The sequence below is a fragment of the Brevundimonas nasdae genome (assembly GCF_019395145.1).
Classification (GTDB): domain Bacteria; phylum Pseudomonadota; class Alphaproteobacteria; order Caulobacterales; family Caulobacteraceae; genus Brevundimonas; species Brevundimonas nasdae.
The window spans coordinates 872991-895817 of the sequence record NZ_CP080034.1 but is presented as its reverse complement, the minus strand read 5'-3'; the positions used below and the strand labels follow the sequence as shown (position 1 = coordinate 895817).

25 protein-coding genes and 1 tRNA gene are annotated in these 22827 nt (G+C 64.5%); 7 read left to right on the top strand and 19 right to left on the bottom strand.

Features of this window, described 5'->3' with window-relative positions:
• Positions 1-45: 45 nt before the first annotated feature.
• Positions 46-2289, bottom strand: coding sequence for a S9 family peptidase (locus tag KWG56_RS04385; protein WP_219353871.1), 2244 nt, complete (start codon positions 2287-2289; stop codon positions 46-48).
• A 106-nt stretch (positions 2290-2395) separates the two neighbouring features.
• Here KWG56_RS04385 and KWG56_RS04380 point away from each other — a divergent pair, with 106 nt between their 5' ends.
• The gene (locus tag KWG56_RS04380; RefSeq protein WP_219353870.1) at positions 2396-3238 is read left to right on the top strand and encodes a ferredoxin--NADP reductase; all 843 of its coding nucleotides are present in this window, start codon (positions 2396-2398) and stop codon (positions 3236-3238) included.
• A gap of 40 nt (positions 3239-3278) precedes the next feature.
• A complete protein-coding gene (locus tag KWG56_RS04375) occupies positions 3279-3611 on the top strand; it encodes a chorismate mutase (RefSeq protein WP_219353869.1) in 333 nt (110 codons plus the stop codon).
• On the opposite strand, the gene KWG56_RS04370 is transcribed toward KWG56_RS04375, so the two are convergent.
• Positions 3608-3961, bottom strand: coding sequence for an Hpt domain-containing protein (locus KWG56_RS04370; RefSeq protein WP_219353868.1), 354 nt, complete (start codon positions 3959-3961; stop codon positions 3608-3610). The genes KWG56_RS04375 and KWG56_RS04370 overlap by 4 nt on opposite strands.
• Complete coding sequence (locus tag KWG56_RS04365) at positions 3961-5376, bottom strand: amino acid permease (RefSeq protein ID WP_201100786.1); 1416 nt, start codon at positions 5374-5376, stop codon at positions 3961-3963. Before KWG56_RS04365 ends, KWG56_RS04370 begins: the two co-directional genes overlap by 1 nt.
• 157 nt (positions 5377-5533) lie before the next feature.
• Here KWG56_RS04365 and KWG56_RS04360 point away from each other — a divergent pair.
• Positions 5534-5609: transfer RNA gene (locus KWG56_RS04360), tRNA-Lys, on the top strand.
• A gap of 49 nt (positions 5610-5658) precedes the next feature.
• On the opposite strand, the gene KWG56_RS04355 is transcribed toward KWG56_RS04360, so the two are convergent.
• Genes KWG56_RS04355 through KWG56_RS04335 form a run of 5 tightly spaced genes read right to left on the bottom strand, consistent with a single transcriptional unit; the run spans position 5659 to position 9957 of the window.
• Complete coding sequence (locus tag KWG56_RS04355; protein WP_219353867.1) at positions 5659-6636, bottom strand: hypothetical protein; 978 nt, start codon at positions 6634-6636, stop codon at positions 5659-5661.
• Positions 6602-7195, bottom strand: coding sequence for a hypothetical protein (locus KWG56_RS04350; RefSeq protein WP_219373680.1), 594 nt, complete (start codon positions 7193-7195; stop codon positions 6602-6604). Before KWG56_RS04350 ends, KWG56_RS04355 begins: the two co-directional genes overlap by 35 nt.
• Positions 7143-7529 (bottom strand): ParB N-terminal domain-containing protein, encoded by a 387-nt coding sequence (locus tag KWG56_RS04345; RefSeq protein WP_244999631.1) that lies wholly within the window; start codon positions 7527-7529, stop codon positions 7143-7145. Before KWG56_RS04345 ends, KWG56_RS04350 begins: the two co-directional genes overlap by 53 nt.
• A complete protein-coding gene (locus KWG56_RS04340) occupies positions 7529-8407 on the bottom strand; it encodes a plasmid partitioning protein RepB C-terminal domain-containing protein (protein WP_165116454.1) in 879 nt (292 codons plus the stop codon). Before KWG56_RS04340 ends, KWG56_RS04345 begins: the two co-directional genes overlap by 1 nt.
• On the bottom strand, positions 8404-9957 hold the full coding sequence (locus tag KWG56_RS04335; RefSeq protein ID WP_244999630.1) for a recombinase family protein: 1554 nt from the start codon (positions 9955-9957) through the stop codon (positions 8404-8406). The genes KWG56_RS04340 and KWG56_RS04335 overlap by 4 nt, the downstream gene beginning before the upstream one ends.
• A 143-nt stretch (positions 9958-10100) precedes the next feature.
• Between KWG56_RS04335 and KWG56_RS04330 the strand changes: the two genes are divergently transcribed.
• Both KWG56_RS04330 and KWG56_RS19020 read left to right on the top strand, forming a co-directional pair.
• Positions 10101-10409 (top strand): hypothetical protein, encoded by a 309-nt coding sequence (locus tag KWG56_RS04330; RefSeq protein ID WP_165113659.1) that lies wholly within the window; start codon positions 10101-10103, stop codon positions 10407-10409.
• A gap of 66 nt (positions 10410-10475) precedes the next feature.
• On the top strand, positions 10476-10787 hold the full coding sequence (locus KWG56_RS19020; RefSeq protein ID WP_165116450.1) for an excalibur calcium-binding domain-containing protein: 312 nt from the start codon (positions 10476-10478) through the stop codon (positions 10785-10787).
• Between the two features lie 291 nt (positions 10788-11078).
• Here KWG56_RS19020 and KWG56_RS04320 read toward each other — a convergent pair whose 3' ends face one another.
• The 9 genes from KWG56_RS04320 to KWG56_RS04280 all read right to left on the bottom strand — a co-directional run bounded on the left by KWG56_RS04320 (position 11079) and on the right by KWG56_RS04280 (position 18456).
• Positions 11079-11750, bottom strand: coding sequence for a sugar phosphate nucleotidyltransferase (locus tag KWG56_RS04320; protein ID WP_219353865.1), 672 nt, complete (start codon positions 11748-11750; stop codon positions 11079-11081).
• Positions 11747-12808: a GHMP family kinase ATP-binding protein gene (locus KWG56_RS04315; protein ID WP_219353864.1), complete on the bottom strand. Its 1062-nt coding sequence runs from the start codon at positions 12806-12808 to the stop codon at positions 11747-11749. The genes KWG56_RS04320 and KWG56_RS04315 overlap by 4 nt, the downstream gene beginning before the upstream one ends.
• Positions 12805-13812 carry a GHMP family kinase ATP-binding protein gene (locus tag KWG56_RS04310; protein WP_219353863.1) on the bottom strand — a complete coding sequence of 336 codons (1008 nt, stop codon included), beginning with the start codon at positions 13810-13812 and terminating at the stop codon, positions 12805-12807. Before KWG56_RS04310 ends, KWG56_RS04315 begins: the two co-directional genes overlap by 4 nt.
• A gap of 10 nt (positions 13813-13822) precedes the next feature.
• Positions 13823-14437 (bottom strand): SIS domain-containing protein, encoded by a 615-nt coding sequence (locus tag KWG56_RS04305; protein ID WP_219353862.1) that lies wholly within the window; start codon positions 14435-14437, stop codon positions 13823-13825.
• 7 nt (positions 14438-14444) lie between these two features.
• A complete protein-coding gene (locus KWG56_RS04300) occupies positions 14445-15002 on the bottom strand; it encodes a D-glycero-alpha-D-manno-heptose-1,7-bisphosphate 7-phosphatase (RefSeq protein WP_219353861.1) in 558 nt (185 codons plus the stop codon).
• A 2-nt stretch (positions 15003-15004) separates the two neighbouring features.
• Complete coding sequence (locus KWG56_RS04295) at positions 15005-15760, bottom strand: transaldolase (RefSeq protein ID WP_219353860.1); 756 nt, start codon at positions 15758-15760, stop codon at positions 15005-15007.
• Positions 15761-15869: 109 nt separating this feature from the next.
• A complete protein-coding gene (locus tag KWG56_RS04290; protein WP_219353859.1) occupies positions 15870-16838 on the bottom strand; it encodes a glycosyltransferase family 2 protein in 969 nt (322 codons plus the stop codon).
• Positions 16835-17785 (bottom strand): glycosyltransferase family 2 protein, encoded by a 951-nt coding sequence (locus tag KWG56_RS04285; protein WP_219353858.1) that lies wholly within the window; start codon positions 17783-17785, stop codon positions 16835-16837. The genes KWG56_RS04290 and KWG56_RS04285 overlap by 4 nt, the downstream gene beginning before the upstream one ends.
• On the bottom strand, positions 17782-18456 hold the full coding sequence (locus KWG56_RS04280) for a sugar transferase (protein WP_244999629.1): 675 nt from the start codon (positions 18454-18456) through the stop codon (positions 17782-17784). Before KWG56_RS04280 ends, KWG56_RS04285 begins: the two co-directional genes overlap by 4 nt.
• Positions 18457-18557: 101 nt before the next feature.
• Here KWG56_RS04280 and KWG56_RS04275 point away from each other — a divergent pair, with 101 nt between their 5' ends.
• The gene (locus KWG56_RS04275; RefSeq protein ID WP_219353857.1) at positions 18558-19361 is read left to right on the top strand and encodes a WecB/TagA/CpsF family glycosyltransferase; all 804 of its coding nucleotides are present in this window, start codon (positions 18558-18560) and stop codon (positions 19359-19361) included.
• Positions 19358-20704 (top strand): O-antigen ligase family protein, encoded by a 1347-nt coding sequence (locus tag KWG56_RS04270; protein WP_219353856.1) that lies wholly within the window; start codon positions 19358-19360, stop codon positions 20702-20704. Before KWG56_RS04275 ends, KWG56_RS04270 begins: the two co-directional genes overlap by 4 nt.
• Here KWG56_RS04270 and KWG56_RS04265 read toward each other — a convergent pair.
• Positions 20701-21972, bottom strand: a complete 1272-nt coding sequence (locus KWG56_RS04265; protein ID WP_219353855.1) for an MATE family efflux transporter — start codon at positions 21970-21972, stop codon at positions 20701-20703. The genes KWG56_RS04270 and KWG56_RS04265 overlap by 4 nt on opposite strands.
• Entirely contained in the window at positions 21969-22667 is a 699-nt protein-coding gene (locus KWG56_RS04260) for a polysaccharide biosynthesis/export family protein (protein ID WP_219353854.1), read from the bottom strand. Before KWG56_RS04260 ends, KWG56_RS04265 begins: the two co-directional genes overlap by 4 nt.
• Positions 22668-22827 lie beyond the last annotated feature (160 nt).

Genomic DNA, 22827 nt, shown 5'->3' with positions numbered 1-22827 from the left:
CCTGGCGAGATGCTCGTCAGGCCCTTTGCTTTTTGATCCGCGCGCTTAGTCCGCCTTGGGCGCCCGCGTGCCGATGGTGCGGTCCAGGAAGTCCAGGTAGGTGCGCCACAGGTGCAGCATGCGCGGATTGCCGCGCACGCCGTGGCGCTGGCCCGGATAGAGCATGGTCTCGAACGGGATGCTCTTCTCCTGCATCGCGTTCAGGACGCGGGTGGTGTTCTGGAAGATGACATTGTCGTCGGCCATGCCGTGCAGCAGCAGCAGACGCCCCGTCAGATTATCCAGCTTTGGGATGATGTCGGAGGCGGCGTAGCCCTCGGGGTTATCCTGCGGCGTGGACATGTAGCGTTCGGTGTAGGCTGTGTCGTACAGGCTCCATTCCGTCGGCGGGGCGCCCGCCAGGGCGGCGGCCAGGCCCATCTTGGGCTCGGCCAGCATGGACAGGCTCATGAAGCCGCCATAGCTCCAGCCCATCACGGCGATGCGGGCGTCGTCGACATAAGGCAGACTGCGCAGATAGTCGGCGGCCAGAACCTGATCCTCGACCTCGACCGTGCCCATGTGGCGGTACAGGGCGTTCTTGAAGGCGCGGCTGCGGAAGCCCTCGCCCCGGTTGTCCATGCGGAAGACGATATAGCCCGCCTCGGTCAGAAGCTGGTCGGTGGCGGGCGCCCAGCCGCGCTTGACCCCGCCGCCCGACGGGCCGCCGTACACCTGCATCACGACCGGATAGGTCTTGGACGGATCAAAGCCCGGAGGCGTCTTCATCTGCCAGACCAGGGTCTCGCCGTGGCTCTGCAGCGTGCCGAAGGTCGGTTCGCGCAGACGCGACACATAAGGGTAGAAGGGATGCTGGGCGTTGAGGGGGTTCTCCTCGATCCAGCGAATGCGCGTGCCGTCGATATTATAGAGGCCCGACTGCTGGGGCGTCTTCGGGTCAGAATAGTTGCCCACATAGGCGGTGCCGGTGCCGTTGACCGACACATTCCACCAGCCGCCTGCGGGGGTGATGGCGACCGGCGTCGCCGTCTCGTTCAGGCTGGCGCGGAACAGCTGCTTCTCGATCGGCAGCTCCTGGCCGTCGCGCATCGAGGCGGTGAAGAAGACCTCTCCCGTCTGCTGGTTGACGCCTTCCAGGTCCAGCACCGGATACTGGCCCTCGGTGATCGGGCGGATCAGCTTGCCGTCGCGGTCATACAGATAGAGGTGGCGCCAGCCGCTGTCTTCGTTCGACCAGATGAAGCGGCCGTCGCGCAGGGGCTTGAAGTCGTTGCTGAGGCCGACCCAGGCGTCGCCCTTCTGGGTGACGATCACGCGCGAGGCGCCGGTGGCCGGGTTCACCGCCAGAAGGTCCAGCGTCTTCTGATCACGTGACAGGCGCTGCACATACAGGATCGAGGCGTCCGACGACCAGGCGACGCGGGCCAGATAGATGTCGGGGTTGGCACCCAGATCGACCTTGATGCGGCGATTGGACGTCAGGTCCTGCACATACAGTTCGACGATGGCGTTGGGACGACCGGCGCGGGGGTAGCGCTGCTCGACCACGCTGGCACCGCCGCCCGTGATGTCCAGGCGCGGGATCACATCGACGGGGCTTTCGTCATAGCGTTCCAGGGCGATGCGCTTCTCGTCCGGGCTCCACCAATAGCCGGTGTCGCGATCCAGCTCTTCCTGAGCGATGAACTCGGCCGTGGCCCAGGTGACCAGACCCGCGCCGTCGGTGGTCAGGGCGCGTTCACGGTTGGTCGTCAGGTTGAAGACGAAAAGATTCTGGTCGCGGACGTAGGAGACGAAATTGCCCAGCGGCGAGACCTTGGCGTCGATCTCGTCGCCGGGGGTCTGGGTCAGGCGGCGCACCGAGCCGTCGGCGCGGTTGGCCAGAAAGACGTCGCCTTCCAGCGGGGCCAGGATGTAGCGGCCCTGTTCGTCCCACGAATAATCGACCACGCCACGCGCCGAGATACGCTGGCGCTCGCGTCGCGCCTTCTCAGCCTCCGACAGTTCGCCGGCGTCTGGGACCAGGGCGCGGGCGTCGATCAGCTTATAGGGTTCGCCGGGTCCCGTCGGGGCCGCCCACAGGTCCTGCACGCTGACATCATCGTCGCGCGAGCGCAGGAAGGCGACCAGTTCGCCGTCCGGCGACAGGCTGACGCCCTTGGCCACCGGACCGCCCAGCGCCGGGTCAGCGAAGACCCGTTCCGGCGTCAGAATGTTCGACGGGGTTTGAGCGAAGACTGGCCCGGCGAGGGCGACAGCGGCGGCGGACATAAGCAGGATGTTGCGCATGGCGACGAAGCTAACGGCGCGGCTGCAAGCCGTCACGAGGAAATCTCGCCATGCGGGACGCGCCTTTTCCTTCCCTGCGAGCGGTTCTCACACTAAATAGCGCGCGATGACTGACGCAGCCCTCTCCCCCGCCCCGGCGCCCGCACCCGTGAAGGCCAGCCCGTTCCATGAGCTGGAAGTCCTGTGGGTGCGCCACTGGACCGACAGCCTGTTCAGCTTCGGCATCAGGCGGCCGGAGGATTTCCGCTTCCGCTCGGGCGAGTTCGTGATGATCGGCCTGCCGGACGAAGACGGCGGCAAGCCTGTTCTGCGCGCCTATTCCATCGCCAGCCCCAACTGGGCCGAAGAGTTGGAGTTCTTTTCGATCAAGGTCGCCGACGGTCCACTGACCTCGCGTCTGCAGAAGATCCAGGCGGGGGACACGGTGCTGATGGGCAAGAAGCCGACCGGGACGCTGGTGCTGGACGCCCTGACCGGCGGCGAGCGCCTGTTCCTGATCGGCACCGGCACCGGCCTGGCGCCCTGGCTGAGCGTGGCGCGCGATCCCGAAACCTATTCCCGCTTTGGCCATGTCTATGTGATCCACACGGTGCGCGGCGTGGCGGACCTGGCCTATCGCGACTTCTTCAGCCGCGAAATCCACGACGATCCGCTGATCGGCGACGAGGCCAAGGCGCAGCTGACCTATTATCCGACCGTGACGCGTGAGGAATTCGAGACCCCCAGCCCCCTGAAAAAGGGCCGGATCACCGACCGGATCAAGTCGGGCGACTTCTTCCGCGACCTGGGCCTGCCTGAAGGCTTCGACCCGGCGCGCGACCGGGCCATGCTGTGCGGCTCGATGGCGATGATCAAGGAAGCCGGCGAGCTGCTGGAAACCTTCGGCCTGAAGGAAGGCTCCAACGCCGAACCCGCCGACTATGTGCTGGAACGCGCCTTCGTCGGCTGAACCCTTGGCTTCGCGCGTCTGACGGGCTAACCCCGCCGCCATGTCGAAGTCTGCTCCCGTCGCCGTAGATTCCCGGGTCGATCCCGCCGATTGCCAGTCCATGGCCGAGGTCCGTCAGGGCGTCGACGCCCTGGACCGTGCGCTGGTCACGCTGCTGGCCGAGCGTCAGCGCTATATGGACGCCGCCGCCCGCATCAAGCCGAACCGCGACGCCGTGTTCGACCAGGCCCGCATCGACGACGTGGTGGCCAAGGTGCTGGTGACGGCAGAGGCCAAGGGCCTGTCAGCAGATATAGCCGAGCCAGTCTGGCGCCTGCTGATCGACCGCTGCATCGCGCATGAGTTCGCGACCTGGGACCAGACGCGCGGCTAACCCCGCAGGCCCTTGAGCATCAGTTCGTGACGGTAAGCCGCGACGTCACCCAGCGCCTCTGACAGGGCGGAACGCACCCGCTCCATCGCGGGCGCGGCCAATGCATCCTCGGACAGCTCCGCATCCGCACATGCGGCGACCAGATCATGGGCGCCGATGCCCGCCGCCGCGCCCCGGATGGTGTGGACGGCGTCGCGCCATCCATCGACCTTGGGATCCAACAGAGGCGTCCAGAGGGCTGCCTGTTCGGTGAACAAGCCCAGCACCTCCTCGTTGATGGCGTCATCGTCGCCGGTCATCGCCTCCAGTACGGAGAAGTCGACAGCCCCTGTCAGATCCCGCCGCGCCATCAGGCCGCGTTCTCCTCGCCCTTGGCCAGACGCGAGTTGCGCGAGGACCAGAGCAGATAGACGGCCAGACCGAACAGGTTCCACAGCAGGAAGTAGAGCTGGGTCGAGCTCTTCAGGCTGAAGAAGAAGGTGATGCAGCCGATGATGGCGATGCCACCGACCAGGGGCCACAGCGGCGCCTTGAACTTGCGCACCCGGTTCGGCTCACGCACCCGCAGCACGATCAGGCTGACGCCCACGGCCATGAAGGCCATCAGGGTGCCTGCGTTGGCCAGCGACGCCAGTTCGTCCAGACGCATGATGCCCGCCAGGAAGGCCACCACAATGGCCGTGAAGATGGTCACGACCGCCGGAACGCCCCGCTTGGAGATCCTGGCCAGACGATTGGGCAGCAGGCCGTCGCGGGCCATGCCCAGGAAGATGCGGCTCTGACCGAACAGGAAGGCCAGCAGAACCGTCGGCAGGGCGATCACGGCGGCCGCGGCGATCCACTGGGCGGCGACGCCCTGACCCAGACCGCGCATGATGTGGGCCAGCGGCTCGGGGCTGTCAGAGAAGCTGGCGGTCGGCGCGGCGCCGATGGCCGCAGCGGCGACGGCGATATACAGGATGGTGCAGACCACCATCGAACCGACGATGCCGATGGCCAGATCGCGTTCCGGCTTCTTGGTTTCTTCCGCCGCCGTGGCGATGGCGTCAAACCCGTAGAAGGCGAAGAAGATGATGGCCGCAGCCGCCATCACCCCCGTCTGCACGAAGGGCGCACCGAAGCCGTTCGGCATGAAGGGCGTGAAGTTGGCCGCATCGAAGTGCGGCATGGCGATGGCTACAAACGCCACCAGGGCGGCGATCTTCACAAAGACCAGCACGGCGTTGACCGTCGCGCTCTCACGCGTGCCCAGCAGCAGCAGACCCGTGACCACGGCGATGATGAAGATGGCCGGCAGGTTGATCAGCCCGCCCTCGACGTGCGGCCCCACCGAAAGCGCCAGCGGCAGGTCCAGACCCAGGCCCGCCAGGAACGGCACGGCGTAGCCGGACCATCCGACGGCGACCGTCGACACGACCAGCGAATATTCCAGGATCAGGCTCCATCCCACGACCCAGGCGAAGATCTCGCCCAGCGCCGCGTATGAATAGGTGTAGGCGCTGCCCGAGGCAGGCATGATCGTCGACAATTCGGCATAAGCCAGGGCCGCACAGGCGCACACCAGACCGGCCAGACCAAAGCTGATCAGAACCGCAGGCCCCGCCAGACCGGCCCCCACGCCGATCAGCGTCAGGATGCCCGTGCCGACGATGGCGCCGACGCCCAGAGCCAACAGATGCGGCCAGCTCAAGGTCGGCTTCAGACCGGGCCCGTCGTGCGGCCTGAGCATGGCGTCGATCGATCGACGCCGGTTCCAGAATGCCATGTGCCTGTTTCCCCCGCCGCCTTGGTGCGGCTGATTCCGCTATCAGCATAAACTGTCGAAGAAAGTTTGCGAAAGCGCTTGCCAACCCCGAAACGACTGGGTAGTAGGAGCGCCCTTCGGCACGGACAACCGCCGCCGAAGACATGACGATCGGTGTGGGTGATTAGCTCAGTCGGTAGAGCAGCTGACTCTTAATCAGCGGGTCGTAGGTTCGAACCCTACATCACCCACCATCGTCCCCCTTGTTTTTGCTAGAGAAAATCCCCCACCATTGGGAAGCGACTATGTGCGCTCAGCCTTAGTTGGGAAAAAAGTTGGAAAGCCAGCTCTCGCTTCGAGCTTCTTGATCGCAGACACAGCGAGCGAATGATCGCGCTTGAGATAGTGGCCATCGAGGATCGCACCGACGTCTCGCAGGCTATGGCCCGTGATCGTAGCGATCTCAGCTTCGTTGCAATCGGTGACGTCGTCGTTGAGATAGTCGTACTGGAATATCTCAGCGCCAGCGAAAGCAGGGTTAGATTTCATGATCGTCACATCGGCTTGGTCGAGCGTCGACATGAACACGTTGCGGAGGTTGCTGTGCTTGGCTTCGAGGTTGCCGACGCCAGCGCACATGTCCCACACCAAATAGCGGTCCTGCCAGTTTGGTCCCAAGGTCGCCAGGATCTGGTCATAAGCCTTATCGACGATGTGAAGTGGGGTATAATAAGCCCCCTTGAACTTCTGCTCATCGACAGGAAGCAGGCTGTCGCGGCGTTCGAGAAGGTAGTGACGGTGCTTCTGTTCCGGCGGACGGTGATAGATTGCCCAGAAGTTATTGTAGCCCCGCTTGCTAGCCAGCTCGTAGGTCTGGCCATTCAGCAAGAAGGTTGGACCCGACGCCGTCATCAAAAGGCGCGCCGGTAGGTTGTTCATCGCCTCCCGATCGCCGTCGTGCATGATGTCGGCGAAAAACAGGACGGCTAGGTCGCTTGGGTTTGCTACGCCGAGTTCATTGCCGATCAAATCGACCCAACGGTCGAACACCTGGCGAAGGTTGTCGGGCGTGATCGACGTTCGGATGATCCGATGTTCGCGGATAGCGTCCTTAATCGCCCTGATGAACGCGTCTTCGTCGTGAGCGATCTCGTATTCGACAATGTGAGTTTGGACGTAGGGGGCGATCTGCGCTGCCAACTCTGCGCCAGCGCCCGAACCAGACTTCGGCCAGACGATCGTCCTGTCATCCAGAAGCGGAAGCGCTTTTTCGGTCGACATTATCGCGGCCTTCGCTCGGTCTATCACAACGAGGAAGATTGACCGGGTCATAGCTCTCTCCAACCTTGGCGTAGACGACCGTCGCATCCACGTCGCCCGTGTAGCGAACCCGCATCGACTTGCCCTTCTGACCGGGGATCAAGACCCCCTCCATGCTCTTGGTGTCCCCCTCTTCGCGCGCCCCGCCGTCGCTGTAGGAAGTCGGGATCTGATCGATCCGAACGATGGGCTTGTCTGGGGTGAGTTCGATGACGTGTGCCCAGGTGCAGGTGTAGCCCTGCCAGGTCCCGCCTGCCTCTGCGACCAGTGTCGGTGACGGGGTAAGGTCAGTCCGGATCTTCCATTCTGGCGGGGCTCCCCACGTCCCCGAAACGAGAAATCCAGGCCAGCTGCCGATGCGCGTGAAACTGTCTCCGGTACGCTGCAAATAGTGGATGGAGAGCGAGCCCGAACTGACGTGTCCCTCTCCGCCCTGCCCGCCAGAGATGAGAGCGTATCGACCGCCCTCAAGGGCAATCAGCTTGCCGGACCGATACCCCTCGCTCAATGGCGCGAACAATCATGTAGTGCTCTTGAATCGGTTGAAGCCGATTGACGCGCTTGTTGTAGGTAAAGGCCTCATCGTCCTTAGCGACGATGCATCGCGCTTCCACTGCGCCCTGCTCCTTCAACACGGCCAATCGCACGTGGCCGTCGAGAAGAGTGAAGGCATCGCCTGACCGGGCTTGGGCGAGGATCAGCGGCTCGACCAAACCCACTTCTAAGATCGATGCGGCGATGCGCTTGTACTTTGCGCTTTCGGTGACCGCCGCCGACAGCATCTTGGAGGGCAGAATGCGGTCGAAAGAGATAGATCGAACGCGTTGCTGGAAGGCGATTTTGACGGAGGCCATCACGGATGCTCCAAACCGACGCGCGCCGCGAGCGCGGACGGAAGATTGGTGATCCCTTCAGCGCGCATAAGCGCAGCGAAATGATCATCGGCAAGCAGATGCTTCAGTGCGTTGACGACAAAAACGAGACGCGTGCGCGTCAGAGAGGCCCGTCTGACAAAGGTCTCGCGACGTTCCGTCTCGCGTTGTAGCGACCGAACAAGCGTGTCGGCCGTGATCGGTTTTTGATTGCGGACGCCACGATTGCGATTGTGGATCCCTTTGCCGCTTGTGCTGCGTTGCTCGATAATGTGGCGAATGGCCAAAACCTGATTGCCCGGAATGGCCTTTTCTTCGAAGGCCTGAGCCAGAGCACGCTGCACCTCCCCTTCCTTGGAATGCGCGATCTCCATAGCGACAGTGTGAGGGATCACGCCGCGCTCGACCGCTGAGATCAGTTTTTCTTCGCCGTTCTCCAAAAGATGGCAGATCGCCCCAACATATTCCGTACTGTAGTCAACCTTCGCAGCGATTTCGCTATGGCTGTACCCACGCTCTCGAAGCGATCCGATGGCTCGAACCAGCTCGAGCGGTGTGTGCTGTCGACGAGCGAGGTTTTCGACCAAGCTCATCACAAAACAGTCTTCCTCGGCGGCATCGATCAACACCGCCGGGATCTGCTCTTGCCCAAGCGCGATGAACGCCTCTAGCCGCCCTTGACCGCAGACCAGATCGTATCGCGATCGACCGGGCCGCTGACTGACGGTGATCGGCTTTTTCAGCCCGAGATGCTCGATGCTGGTCACCAGCTCTTGAAACACTCTCTTGTTTCGAGCGCGAGGGTTCAGCACCGTGATGTCATTGACCGGGATGAGACGAATTTCAGCGACGTCGGTCATGCTGCATGGACCTCCACCCGCTGCGTGAGATCGAAGAACGCGTCGAGTGTGTCGAAGCGAAACGAGTCCAGCAGCACGCCATTGTCGGGCGCCAACCTCATGCTTGGATCCGCGCCACACTCGAACCAGGGGAGCAGGTAGTAGTCGCGGATTTCAGCGTTCCCGACCTCCATCCGCACTGCGATGGTGATGTCGGGGCGCAGACCCTGATCTAGCCGAATTTTCCACCGCAATCCGCCCGCCGGCGTTTCTAGGCAGCGTACGATCACGACCGATGCAGTGAACTCGTCATTGATGGTCAGCAGTCCGTTGCACGGGTCTTCTGAAACAACCGCTCCGCCCCGCTCGATTCCACCAACGACCTGGGCGACGACATCCGGATGTATCGCCCGGAGAGCCTGATTGATTTCGATGTAGCGATAGTCGCGAGCTGGCGAATAGCCGATCAGTTGGTAAGCACGAACGAGGCTCCCGAACCGGTGGCGAAATGCCGAGCTTGACGGCATGTCATCGACTTCGTCGATCACGAGCCCCGATAGCCATCCCTTTTTCGCCAGCAGGTCAGACAACCGAGCCAGCAGCTCTTCGTCACTGTATCGCACGCACCTGGCCTGGATGATGCGCTGTGCAGCCTCGAAAAAGTCCGGTTCAACGATCCCTTCGAACGCACCGTCGCGACGCACCCAGTTGTCTGGATCGTTCACCACGCGCTTTGCCTTCAACTTGAAGGAAGAGCGATTGTACACATTGTTGCCGATGTACTTTTCGTTCGTAAGAACCTGGTGGACCGTGCCGCGGGTCCAGGGACGTCCCAAATCCGTAAGCCGGCCCTCCCCGTTCAGCACCGTAGCAATTTCGCTTTCTGAGCGACGCTGAACGACGAACATCCGATAGAGACGTCGAACGACTTCGACTTCCTCGGGCGGCCCGGGGGTGAGCACCACACGATCGGTTTGAATGCTCTTTTGCTCGCCTCGCTCAAGCAGACCTTTCGGCGACAAATGCTCATCAACCAGTTGCCGACGCAGACCATATCCAGCCGCGCCACCTTGCCGAAAACCCAGCGTGATGAGGCGACACTGACCAGCAAAGACCTTGGCCGAGAGCTCGCGACTATACTCCCCCGCCATCGCGCGCTTCATGCTCTTTATGATTGTCGCGCTTAGGCTCCCGTCGTTCTCAAACTGCTCAGCACAGTAATGCACCGACAGCCCAGCCTCACGGCAGATGAACTCGTAATAAGCGCTCTCGTCAGCATCCTGGAAACGACCCCAACGGCTCACATCATAAACGAGGATAGCCTCAAATCCCGGAGCGCCGTTGCGAACGTCGGCGATCAGCTCCTGTAAAGCCGCTCGCCCATCAAGCCTCAGTCCGCTCTTTCCCGCGTCTGTGTAGGTCCGAACGACATCAAACCCACGTCGAGCCGCGTAGGCCGCGATCGCCTCAGACTGGTTTTCGGTTGAGTACTTTTGGTGCTCCGTCGACATACGGACGTACTGAGCCGCCCGCACTGATTTCGCGGCCCCCATCTCGTGCTGAACGCCCATTGGGTCCATAATGCACGCCAGTTACACCCGTCCGAATGGCGGTGAGAATCGAGCCGTAGCGGCAGTCCGACCGGATGTCGTTTCAAAAGATGGTCTGAAAACTTCAGCCCAAAATCGGAAAACTTCTCCATCAGGAGGCGTCGATGCAGGCCTTCCCGCAGATGATTGCTGGAGCACTTCGCGAGGAATGGGGCGAGAGTCCCTCTGCGCGCAAGGCGGTCGGCCTCATCACCAATGCAAATGAACGTGCTGTGCGAAACTGGTTTGATGGCCGTAACGGGCCCAGCGGCGAAAATCTGGTGCGCCTGATCCAGCACTCAGACGCCGTTTTATCAGCGGTGCTACGAGCTTCGCGACGAGATCAGCTCCTACCTGCCGTGGCGCTGATGCGCCTTAAAGCTTCGCTTCAAATGGCAATCGATAGTCTCGACGAAGCTTTTCCTAGCCGGTGACCGAACCACGCGAGCTGGACGCGCGCAAAAGTTGCGAGCTATGAAGCCCTGGCACGGGGCACCGACATGAAGTTCATTATTGCGTTCGTCATCATTGCGGCCTCGGCGGTACCGATAGCTGTAGCTGCGCATTCCGGCGGACTGAACGCAGAGGGGTGCCACAACGATCGCAAGCGAGGCGGTTACCACTGCCATCGTGCGGGCGGAGGCTCTTCGTCGCCCTCTCGTCCACGGGGCTTGAGGTCGTCTCCCCCGTCTAGCGGCGCGTTTGCGAACTGCACTGCGGCCCGTGCGGCAGGTGCGGCTCCCGTGCGTAGGGGCGATCCCGGTTATGGACGGCACTTAGATCGAGATGGTGACGGCGTCGGCTGCGAATGAGCATGACCAAACTGAATGGTTTCAATGAGTTATCAAACCGGCAGCAACGCGAATTCCATTTGGAAAACCCGCTGTAACCCATTGAATTTGCTCGTATCAGCTTGATCCTGTTTGGAGGCTTTCTTCTTTCATTTCAATGTACTTACAGCGTCTCTTAATCAGCGGGTCCACAGTTCGAACCTGTGATCACCCACCATCGTCTTTCCAATGGGATCAGGCACTTAGCGGCACAAAGCATCCCTTCAAGGGGAAGCCGTCAGACTCGACGCCTGTCACGGAAGCGTCCGTAACTCAGCCCACGATGTTCTCGGCCGCCGACAGGCTCTCGGGCACGCCGATGTCGACGAATCGACCATCGAAGACAGTCGCTGACAGGTGTCCCGTCCGGCACAGTTGGGGCAGCAGGTCGCGTTCGAGCGAGCGGGCGCCGCGGATTTCTGAGAAGGCGTCGCGCTTCAGGCGATAGACGCCCCCGTTGATGACGCCGACTTTGGCAGACTTGCGCGGGATGATCTGCAGCACCCGTCCGGCGCGAACATCCAGAGTCTCATAACGATCTGCGGGGCTGACGCTGCGGGCGGCGATGGCGCCGAGGTCCCCTGCCCCCAGTTTCAGCGCGGACCAGTCGAAATCGAACCAGGTGTCGCCGTTGACAACCAGAAACTGCTCATCCAGCAAGTCGCGGGCGTGGGCGATAGCGCCTGCGGTGTCCAGCGGCTGGGGCTCAACCGAGATGCGCAGCGGCGCGCCCTTCCAGTTTCCCGCATAGGCCTGAACCGCCTCATGGCGGTAACCGGCCAGAAGGACCAGATCAGTGAAGCCGTCACGCACGGCCTTGTCCAGCAGGTGTTCGATGAAGGGCCTGCCCGCGACCGGCAGAAGCGGCTTGGGCGTGTCCGTCGTCAGATCACCCAAGCGCGAGCCGCGCCCGCCGACCAGAAAGACCGCCTGCCCCGCATTCATCGCGGCACGCTCCAGGCTTCGGCGCCTTCGAGGGTGAATTTGACCGCGCTGGCGACGCCGCCCGCCTCGTTCAGGGCCGAGGTCAAGCGATAGCGGTTTTCGGGATCGGTGCAGAACATCAGGAAGCCCCCGCCGCCCGCGCCCGACACCTTGCCACCCCAGGCGCCTTCACGCATCGCCAGATCGAACAACTGATCCACCAGAGGCGTGGCGATGCCCGTCGCCGTCATCTTCTTGGCTTCCCAGGATCGCATCAGGACGCGGGCGATGCGGCGCATGTCGCCCTCCAGCACCGCATCCTTCATCGCCGTCGCATCCTGCTTCAGCCGGTGCATGCCATCGAGCACCGAAGGGTCCAGATCGGTCAGCCCCTTCACCTGTTCGTTGATGATGGTTTCGGACTGGCGCGACTGGCCGGTGAAGCAGATCACCAGCGAGGATTCCAGCTCGGCCAGATAGGCGCGGCGGACCCGCAGCGGGTTCACCACCACGCGGTCGTCAGCCAGAAACTCGATATAGTTCACACCGCCGAAAGCGGCCGCATACTGGTCCTGACGCCCGCCCGACAGGCCTAGGTCGATGCGTTCGATCTGATAGGCCAGCCGCGCCACGTCATAGGGTCCAAGCGGCAGGTCCAGTGCGACGCGGAACGCCTCGACCAGGGCGACGACGAGCGCCGACGAGGAGCCCAGGCCCGACCCCGCAGGCGCATCCGAGGTGGTGGAGACGGTCAGGGCCGGGGTCTGGCCGCCCAGCCAGGTCTGGGACACATGGCGATAGACGGCACGGTGCAAGGCCAGTTCGCCGTGATCGGGCACGGGCAGCACAGGGTCCATCACCTCTTCGACGCCGATATCGCGGGCGCGGAAGGCCAAGCGTCCATCGGCATTGATGTCGATATGGGCGAAGGCGAAACGGTCGATGGTGGCGTTCAGCACGGCGCCGCCGAACTGGTCGCAATAGGGCGACAGGTCCGTGCCGCCCCCTGCCAGACCCAGCCGCAGGGGCGCACGCGCGCGCACGCCCCAGTTCGGCGTCTGCCCCGCCCGCACCATCATCGCGGCGCTTCCGCCATCTGGCTGGAGCCGGTGCGGTCGATGCCGTAGCGCAGGCGCGGCATGTTCTGGGCGGCCATATAGGCCTCAAGCTCGGCGCCGTCGCCGGGCTGGAACAGCATCAGGAAACCGCCGCCGCCCGCCCCGATCACCTTGCCGCCGGTCACGCCCATGTCGCGCTTCACATGGTCATAGAGGTCGTCGACGGCGGACCAGCTGATCTTGCCCGACAGCTTCTTTTTCTGGGTCCAGTGCTCGTCCAGCATCCGCCCCCAGCCGTCCAGATCGCCCGCCGTCCAGGCGTCGCGGATGCGGTAGCCCAGGTCCTTGATGAAGCCCAGGCTGTCGCTGACCGTCTCGCGGCGGGGCGCGGCCTCTGACAGCATGGCCGTGTGCTGGTCGGCCAGGACCACGGCGGCGTCGCGGCGCAGGCCGGTGTAATAGATGTGGGTGTGTTCAATGAACTCGGCCTCGACCGCCGCATCCAGATCGACGCGCTTGACCACCACCTGACCGTCCGGCGCGATGTCCAGCGTGGTCAGGCCGCCGAAGGCCGCCATATACTGATCCTGCTTGCCGATGCCCTTGTTCAGGACGCGGATCTCAAGATCGCAGGCTTCCTCGGCCAGGGCCTGAGGCGAAGGTTTGCGCCCCTTCAGCCCGTGCAGGGCGTTCAGGAAGCCGACCAGAAAGCTGGACGAGGAGCCCAGCCCCGTGCCGCCCGCGATATCGGCCAGAGACGCCGTCTCGACCCGGTCATCAAAGCCGTGCGCCATCAGGGCGGCGCGCACCAGTTCGTGCTGCACCTCGGTGGCGCGGTGCGACACCTCCGGCTGGGGCCCATAGACCACGACCCGGTCGTCGAAAGCCGGACGGTGGGCGACGACGCGGATGTATTTGTCCAGCGCCATCGCGAAGATGAAGCCGCCGTCGTGGCGGTAATAGCTTTCCAGGTCCGTGCCGCCGCCCCCCAGGGTGACGCGCAGCGGCGTACGGGTCGTGATCATGACGCGGGCCTCAGGCGGCGGGAGCGGCGACGGGCGCGATCTGCTCCCAGTGCCCCTTGTGCAGGGCCAGAGCGGGGTGGGACACCAGCAGGTGCCAGACCACGGCGGCCAGACCTTCGACCAGCGGCGTGATCAGTTCGGGATCGACGGTCGGCACGACGACGCAGGCGTCCGCCGCCTGGGCCGTATAGCCGCCGTTGCGGCCGACGATGCCAGTCACGGTCGCGCCGCGCGACTTGGCCAGCTGAATGGCGCGCACGATGTTGGCGCTGACGGGCGGTTCGATGCTGCCGCCGCCGACCGAGAAGATCAGCAGGCCGTCTTCAGGCTTCAGGCGGCTGGTCTCCAGCCAGGTCGAGAAGGTGCCTTCCCAGCCCTCGTCATTGATGCGGGCCGTCAGCTCAGAGACGTTGTCGGTCGGGCAATAGGCCTCGAAGCCGCAGATCTTGCGGAAGTCGTTGGTGGCGTGGCTGGCGTGGCCGGCGCTGCCGCCGACGCCGATCAGGAACAGGCGCCCGCCGCGCTCGCGCACCTCGGCCAGGCGCTGGGCCATGGCCTCAACGGCGTTGCGGTCGATGGCGGCCATCGCCTTTTCAGCGGCGGCGAAGAAATGATCAGCGAACATGAGCTGTTTAGTCCTGAAGTTCTGGCGTCAAGGCCGCCAGCGAAGTGTGAAGAATCCAGGCCGCGGCCTGACGGAGATCGGGAACCACGACGTCCGCGCCGCTCCCGCTGTTGTAGTCACGGCCCAGAAGAACCGTATGGGCGCCTGCCGCCTTACCGCACTGAACATCGCGGTCCATGTCGCCGACCATCCAGCTGGCGGACAGGTCGATGTTCCAGCGCGCCGCCAGATCCAGCAGCATTCCGGCCTTGGGCTTGCGGCAGTCGCAGGCGTCGATGTTGTCGTGCAGGCAGGCCCGCACCTCGTCCACCGGAACCGTCTGGATCAGGGCGGCGTGGATGGCGTCCAGCGCCTGGGCCGTCATCTTGCCGCGCCGTACGTCGGGCTGGTTGGTGACGACGAAGGTCAGATAACCCGCCGCCCGCATGGCGCGCACCGCCTCCGCCGCTCCGTCCGCGATCCGCAGTTCGTCCACGGTTCGCGGCGAGGCAGGCTTGCCGTCCCGCCAGACGACGTCGTTCAGCACGCCGTCGCGGTCCAGAAATATGGCGGGGCGCCCGGACATGATTACAGGCTGAACCCGGCGGCGACGGCGTCGGCGCGGAACATGGCCACGGTGTCCAGCGACAGATCGGCCAGATCCTTGCCCGCCATGTCCAGCTTCTTGAGGATGTCCGGCGTGGCGGTGATGATGTGGCAGCCGCATTCGGCGGCCTGGAAGACGTTCAGCACCTCGCGGGTCGAGGCCCACAGCACCTCGGCCAGGGGCTTGCGCGCCGCCATGGCGACGGCGGCCCGCATGACCGGCACGGGGTCGACGCCGGTGTCGGCGATGCGGCCTGCGAAGACCGACAGGATGGCGGGGGTGTCGTCGGCCAGAACCTCGATCGCCTCAGCGACCTGCTCCAGCGTCAGCATGGCGGTGATGTTCAGCTTGACCCCGTCAGCGGCCAGAGCCTTGGCCATCGGCAGGCTGGACTGGCCCTTGGTGTTGGTGATCGGGATCTTCACATAGACATTGTCGCCCCAGCTGGCGATCAGTCGGGCCTGACGCTCCATCTCGGCGAAGTCATCGGAGAAGACCTCGAACGACAGCGGCATGTCGGGGATCAGGGTGATCAGCTGACGCGCGAAATCGGCGTAGTCGGTGATCCCGGCCTTGAACATCAGGGTCGGATTGGTGGTGAAACCCGTCACATGCCCCTGATCATACAGACGCGAAAAGTCCGCGAGGCTGGCGCCGTCGCCGAACAGCTTCAGCCCGTCGAACGACGGCGTGCGGGCCGCTTTAGCGAGAGCGGATTGATCGACCTGGGTGAGCATGGGTGTTCCTAGAAATAACGTGCGCTCTCTCATGTCCAAGATACGTGCCGCACGAGCATTGTTCTTTGAATTCGTTAACGCGGCAGGGGCGAAAAACCGTCGCAAGCCTTCAGGACAGCGGGGCGCCTTCGTTGATGTAGCCGATGGGCTGACGCCACGTCAGCTTGCCAAGTCCATGTTCCAAAAGGATGCGCCAGCGCAGACGATGGGCGGACCGGCTCTCCAGGGTGATGAAGGCCAGCACGCCGCCGACAACGGTCTGTATTAACCCTTTTACGAAAAGCTCCACCCTGGCCAGGGTCGGATTGGCCGCGCCATCGACGTAGATCGAGACATAGTGTTGCGTTTCGCGACGGGTGCGGATCAGGCGGTAAGGGATTTCTGTCCTGTTCCGGGACACGACTTCAGTCACTCTGGCGCGCGCCGCCCAGACGATGCGTCGCCCCTGCCGGTGCAGGCGCACGAACAGTTCCGCATCCTCGCCGCCCGCATCGCCGAACGCCTCTCGCATCGCCGCCTCTCCATTCGGGAAACAGCGCGCCATGTCGAAGATGGAGTTGCCGGTGCCCAGACCATAACGCGGCCTGCCGGTTGGGCCGGTCAGTTCGACCTCGGCCAGATCGGGCAGGTGCAGGTCGCGCACGAACTGGCGCCCCTGCGGATCATAGGCAGGCGGCGCGCCCGCCTCGAACACGGCGAAACGCGGGCCCACGGCGATGTCGGCGTCGGTGGCCTGAAGGGCGCCGACCAGGGCGTCGGTCCAGTCGTCGGCCGCCGTCTCGTCATCATCAATGACCGCCAGCCAGCGCCCGCGCGCCTCGGCGAAGCCCCGGTTGCGCAGGGTCGCCATGTTGCGCGTCAGGTCAGACACATAGCGGATGGGCCATTGGGTCTGGGACGAAATGGCCTCCACCACCGCCCGGCCGCTGCCGCTGGGGTGATTGTCGACCACGACGATCTCGATGCTGAGATTCAGGCGATTCTGCTGGGCCAGACACGACATCAGCGTCGCCTCTAGCCCTGCGGGCCGGTCATAGGTCAGGATGGCCAGGGTCAGGTCGGGGGACGCCCCGCTCACGCCGCCTTCTCCTCGATGAAGCCGATCGGTGCTGTCCAGGTCAGCTTGCCCAGCCCCTTGGCCATGCCGATGCGGTGATCATAGCGGTGTTGGCGGTCCAGAAACTCGCCGCTGGCCACATAGAGACCGGCGTGGACCGTCATCTGGGCCAATCCAAGCAGCGCCACCTTGGCCGTGGTCAGGGGTTTGTTGGCGCTGGTGTCGATCCGGCACACGGCATAGTGCTGCGATCCCCGCTTCATCCGCGTGACCATATAGTCGGGACGCGCGCGGCTCTGTTCGATGAATTCATGCACCACGGCGCCGGGGCACCAGACAAAGCGTTTGCCCGCCATCGCCAGCCGGAACAGCAGTTGGGTGTCCTCGCCATTGGCGTTGCCGAAGGCGACGCTGAACGGTTCAGGCCCGGACAGGCAGGTGGCGACCCGGAAGGCGGCGTTGCCGCTGCCCAGACCCTTGCCGCGCTTGCGCAGCCGCCCGAACATGTGGATCTCCTCGTCCGCCGGCATCTGGAAGTCGAGCGTGTAGCGCCAGCCGTGCGGGTCCCAGTCGGGCGCGCGCCCACCCTCGAACTCCGGCAGCTTCGGCCCGAACGCCGCGTCGGCGCCGGTGCGGTCCAGACAGGCGGTCAGTTCGGCCAGCCAGTTTTGCTGCGGCTCTTCATCATCGTCGATGAAGGCGACGTAGCGCCCCTGGGCCGCTGCGATCCCCTTGTTGCGGACGATGGAGATGTTGCGGCGCGGGTCGGCCAGATAGGTCATGGCCACGGCCGTCTCGACCGCCAGCCCCTCGACCAGAGACCGCGCCAGTTCGTCGGGGTGGTTGTCGACGACGATGATCTCGAACCCGCCCCAGTCGCCGCCCTGCGTTGCGCAGCCGCGCAGCGTCCGCTCCAGCAGATGCACCCGGTCATAGCTGAGGATGACGACGCTGATGTCCACGCTCATACGCCCGTCCCCCGCAGCACCACGCCTGCCGTGCGGAACAGGATCTTCACGTCCAGCCACAACGACCATGTCTCAATATAGCGCACGTCCAGCCGCACCCAGTCGTCGAAGTCGCTGATCCGGTGGCGGCCCTCGACCTGCCACAGACAGGTGATGCCTGGCTTTACCGCCATCTTTCCCATCTGGAATGGCGTGAACTGGGCGTACTCATGGGTGCGCGGCGGACGCGGCCCGACCAGGCTGAGATCGCCCTTCAGCACGCTCCAGAGTTGGGGCAGTTCATCCAGGCTGTAGCGGCGCAGGAACCGGCCCAACGGCGTGATGCGTGGGTCGTTCTCCATCTTGAAGGCCGGACCGTTCATCTCGTTCTGGGCCTGCAGGGCCGCTTCCTGCTGGTCGGCGCCGACGCCCATGGTGCGGAACTTGTAGCCCCGGAAGCGGCGTCCGCCCTGCCCCACCCAGTCCACGCCGTAGAAGGCCGGACCCGGCGACGTCGCCTTCACCGCCAGACCGATCGCGGCCAGGAAGGGCGACAGGACGACCAGAAGCGCGCCGGAGATCGCCACATCCATGGCCCGTTTCAGCGCCAGCCCCCCGCGCACATCGCGTCCGCCCGCCAGTCGCGGCGGCGTCAATTTGTCGTGGGGCATGGGAAAGGCGGCGTCGATCATGTGCGGCATCTTATCAAGAACCAGGCCACGCCACCTGCGTCACCACGATCCCGGCAAGCAAATTGCATTCATGCTGCGCGTAGAGCACAGCAGTCGCATCAATGAACAGTCTTCCCACCAGCCGCACCCTTGTCTCCTGGCCAGAGGTCCATTTCGCGGGCCTGCGTTTCCATGCCCTGTCTCTGGACGAGGCGGTGGCTGCGGTCGCCGCCCGCCCGGCCAGCCTGCCCTTTGATATTCTGATCACGCCAAACGCCGAGCACGCCTGGCTGCGCCGCAAGGATGACGAGTTCAACCGCATCAGCGCCAACGCCTGGCTGAGCACCAATGACAGCCGCGTCCTGAAACAGGCCGCGCGGTTCGGCGGTGTCGATCTGGGATTCGCACCCGGCGCCCATATCGTTGATATCCTGTTTCAACGCGTTATCGCCCCGAGCGAGGCCATCACCATCATCGGCGGCGAGGACGAAGTGATCGCCGATCTGGCCCGCCAGTTCGGCCTGACCAACATCGCCCACCACAATCCGCCGATGGGCTTCATCAACAAGCCCGAGGCCGTCGCCGCCGCCATCGACTTCGTCGCCGCCCACCCGGCCCGGTTCGTCTTCGTCGCCATGGGTCCGCCCCAGTCGGAAAAATTCTGCCAGCGGTTGATCGAAGACGGTCGCGCCACGGGCCTGGGCCTGTGCATCGGCAGTTCGATCAGCACCATCATCGGCCGCACGCCCCCCGCGCCGCAGTGGATGGAGGATCGCGGTCTGGTCTGGCTTTACCGGCTGGCGCGCGAGCCGGAGCGGTTGTGGAGGCGCTATCTGCTGCGCGGTTTCTATGGTCTGGGGCTGGGCCTGCTCGACGCCCTGTCGTTCCGCCTCCGGCTCAAGACGCCTGACCGCCCGAACACGTGACCGGAACCTCCGTCAAGGAAGACTGGCTTGGCCGCATCGACGCCGTGCAGGAGGCGCGCGGTCGTCAGGCGGATCAAGTCCTGGCCCTGTGGGCGGGAGCCGTTCTGGTGCTGATGCTGCTCTATATCTGCATCGGCCCCAATCCGTATCAGCACGACATCACGCTGGATCCGCTGACCGGGGGCGCCGAAACCTCGCCGATCAACCGGCTGATCTGGCTGGGGCTGCTGGGACTGTCGGCGCCGATCCTGTGGTTCAGGCGCGCGGACCTGCCGGGGATGGCGCTGCGGCTGCTGCCCCTGCTGATCCTGTTCGGCTGGTTCGCCCTGACGACGCGATGGGCGCTGGACCCCGCCGTCTCGACCCGGCGCCTGATCCTCTATGTGGTCAATCTGCTGATCTGCATCGCCATCACGATCGGACTGAAGGACAGCCGCCGCCTGCATCTGGCCCTGGCTGTCGGATGCGCCATTCTGGTGGCTATCGATCTGGCGTCATGGGCGGTCATGCCCGGAATCTCGATGACCGACCTGGGTCTGGCCGCCATCCATTCGCACAAGAACACCCTGGGCGCGGTGATGCTGCTGTCGGGCTTCGTCTGCGGCGCCTATGCCTGGTCGCGTGAGACGTGGAAGGCGCGGCTGTTCTGGTGGGCGGTGACGTTCCTGTCGGTCGTGCTTCTGGTCGCCAGCCAATCGAAGACCAGCCTTGGCCTGTTCGCCGCCCTGGTCAGCGCCACACCCGTCATTGTCGTCATCATGGCCCAGAGAAGGATCATCCGTTACGGCCTGATGGTGCTGGGCGCGCTGATTGCGGCCAGCCTCGTGTTCGGCTGGCTGGCCTTCTGCTACATGACGGCGGCTGATCCATGGGCGCCGTTTGCGGGGATCACCTTCACCCAGCGCACCGACGTCTGGGCGTTTGTCTGGGACGAGTTCGTCAAGCGTCCCATCCGCGGCTGGGGCTTCGGCGGCTTCTGGGACATTGACCCCGGCGTCCAGCCCAGCCTGCAGACCGACGCCTGGTTCGCCCAGCCTGACGCCTTCACCAACGAGGCGCACAACGGGTTTCTGGATCTGGCGGTGACGACGGGTCTGGTCGGGTTGGTCGGGTCGGTCGTCATCCTTTTCCGCTGGCTGGGCGGCGGTCTGGCGCTGATCGGCCAGACGGTCGGCGGACCGCAGCATCAGGCCTTCGGCGCAGCGCTGGTCCTGGGCGTGTTTCCCTTGATGGTGTTCGGCCACAACTTCATGGAAAGCAGCTATTTCACCGCCAACTCGATCTTCGGCACGGTGCTTCTGCTGCTGGGCATCGAGATCGAGCGTCGGTTCATCCGCGCCTAGGTTCGGGGCCTGGCTTCGGACGACAGCCGCCGGATCAGCACGACAAGAACCGCCAGCATGGCCGCCGCCTCCAGCGCCTGCCCGGTCGCCGTGCCCAGGATCGCCCCGCCTGCCCCCAAGTGATGAATGCCCCACAGCACGCCGACGGCGGCGACGGCGGAGGCGGCGGCGTTGGCCAGGGCCAGAGCCTTGAACGCCTTCAGTATCTGCAGCCCCGTCGACACCACCACCTGCATGAAGCCGAAGGCCGCGCTGATCCCCCACAGCGGCAACATCCAGCGGGCGTCGGCGTATTTGTCATCGAACAGGAAGGCGGTGATCATCGGCCACGCCGCCCAGATCACGCCCGCCCACAGGATCGAGAACACCACGCCCGCCAGGGCTGACACGCCGAGCAGGCCGACATAACCGCGCCAGTTCCTGGCCTCGCGTTTCGCCACCAGATCGCTGCGCGCCGCCATGCTCCATGACGAGGCCAGCAGGGGTGCGGGACGCAGGAAGGTCTGACTGAACGACAAGGCCGCCAGAACGCCCGGCCCATAGGCGGCGCCCACGGCGAAGACATAGAAACGCGCCAGGATTTCCGTGCTCGACACGCCCAGGAACAGCCAGCCGGACTGTCGCACATAGGCCAGATAACCGCCCAAGGCGCCGGACAGGCCATGCCGCAGCCCCGCGCTGGCCCGCCACAGCCCCGCCAGTCCGACCAGGGCGTAGGCTGCGCCCATCAGGCCCAGCACATGCTCGGCGGTCAAAGGCCTGAAGACGAAGGCGCCCCCCCCCAACAGGATCACCGCGACCACCAGAACCGCGCCGGTCTGAACCGTCGCCGTCAGCCCCTCGCCCCGGCTGAAACAGGTCAGGCGGACATATTGCTGCAGCAGATAGGCGGGCACGAACAGGACGGCGGTCCAGACGCCGAACGCCCCGGCGCGACTGGCGAAACCGGCGCCCAGCGCCGTGCCGATCGCGGCCAGCAGCAGAAACACGCCGGTCGCGGCCAGCATCACCCGCTCTGTCTCCACCCGCAGCGGATCATGGCCCTTTGCGGCAGGCAGGACCTGCAGATGCGCCACGCTGACCGCGTTCTGGACGCTGGCCAGCACATAGGCGACCGCGAACCAGAAGATGCAGGCGCCGAACTGCTCCGGCGTCATCAGCCGACCCAGCATTAGGACGACGCCCAGGTTCAGCAGCGAGAACAGTCCCTGCTCGACGATGGCCGTCAGATAGCGCGACGCGCCGGCCAGCCGGGACAGCCCGCTCATCGGAAGCGGTTCAGGTCGTAGCTGAAGCCGAAGTTGAAGGGCAGGATGCCGTTCAGATACTGGCGCACGAACAGATTGACCTCGGCGATCCGGCTGCGCGGCACGAAGACCAGATCGCCAGGATGCAGCAGAAAGTCCTGACGCTGGTCGGCGTTGATCAGGGCCCCGGCGTCCACGATGCGCGAGGCCAGGCGTCCGTCTGCGACGCGACGCAGGATGACGACCTTGCCCGTGCCCGCCGTCTCGGCGAAGCCGCCCGCCGCCAGGATGGCCTGGGCGGTGTTCATCTCGCCCCTGATCTGCACCACGCCCGGCGTCTTGACCTCGCCGCCGACATAGATCTGGGACGCGCCATAGGTGACGACGCTGATCTGGACCTGGGGATTGCGCAGCACCGGCGCATAGGCCTCGGTCAGCCGCTGGCTGGCGTCGCGCACGGTCAGGCCGCCGACCGGAATGGGCCCGACGACCGGAAACGCCCCCTGCCCGTCCGGGCCCAGGGTCACATCCTTGTCCAGCCCGTCCTCGACGATGAACGACAGACGCAGCGCATCGCCCGCCCCCAGCCGGTACTGGTAGTCGTCCTGCCCCCAGGGCGCGAAATCATAGGGTTGCGCGCTGTCTCGCCCGCCAGTGGAGGCGCAGGCGGAGGCCAGCAACGCCAGAGCGATCACACATAGTCGCCAGGGGGACATCGGCTCTCCATCTCCGACCGACTCGCGTGCGGCCGCATAGCGCATCTTTCTGTACTTTCGCGAAGAAAGCCAATGCCGCGCTGGCCTTTATCATGCGACTCAGAGACATATAGGATGGGCTGGAGTGACAGCCTCGGCCCGGCCGCCGGGATCCGTCCGC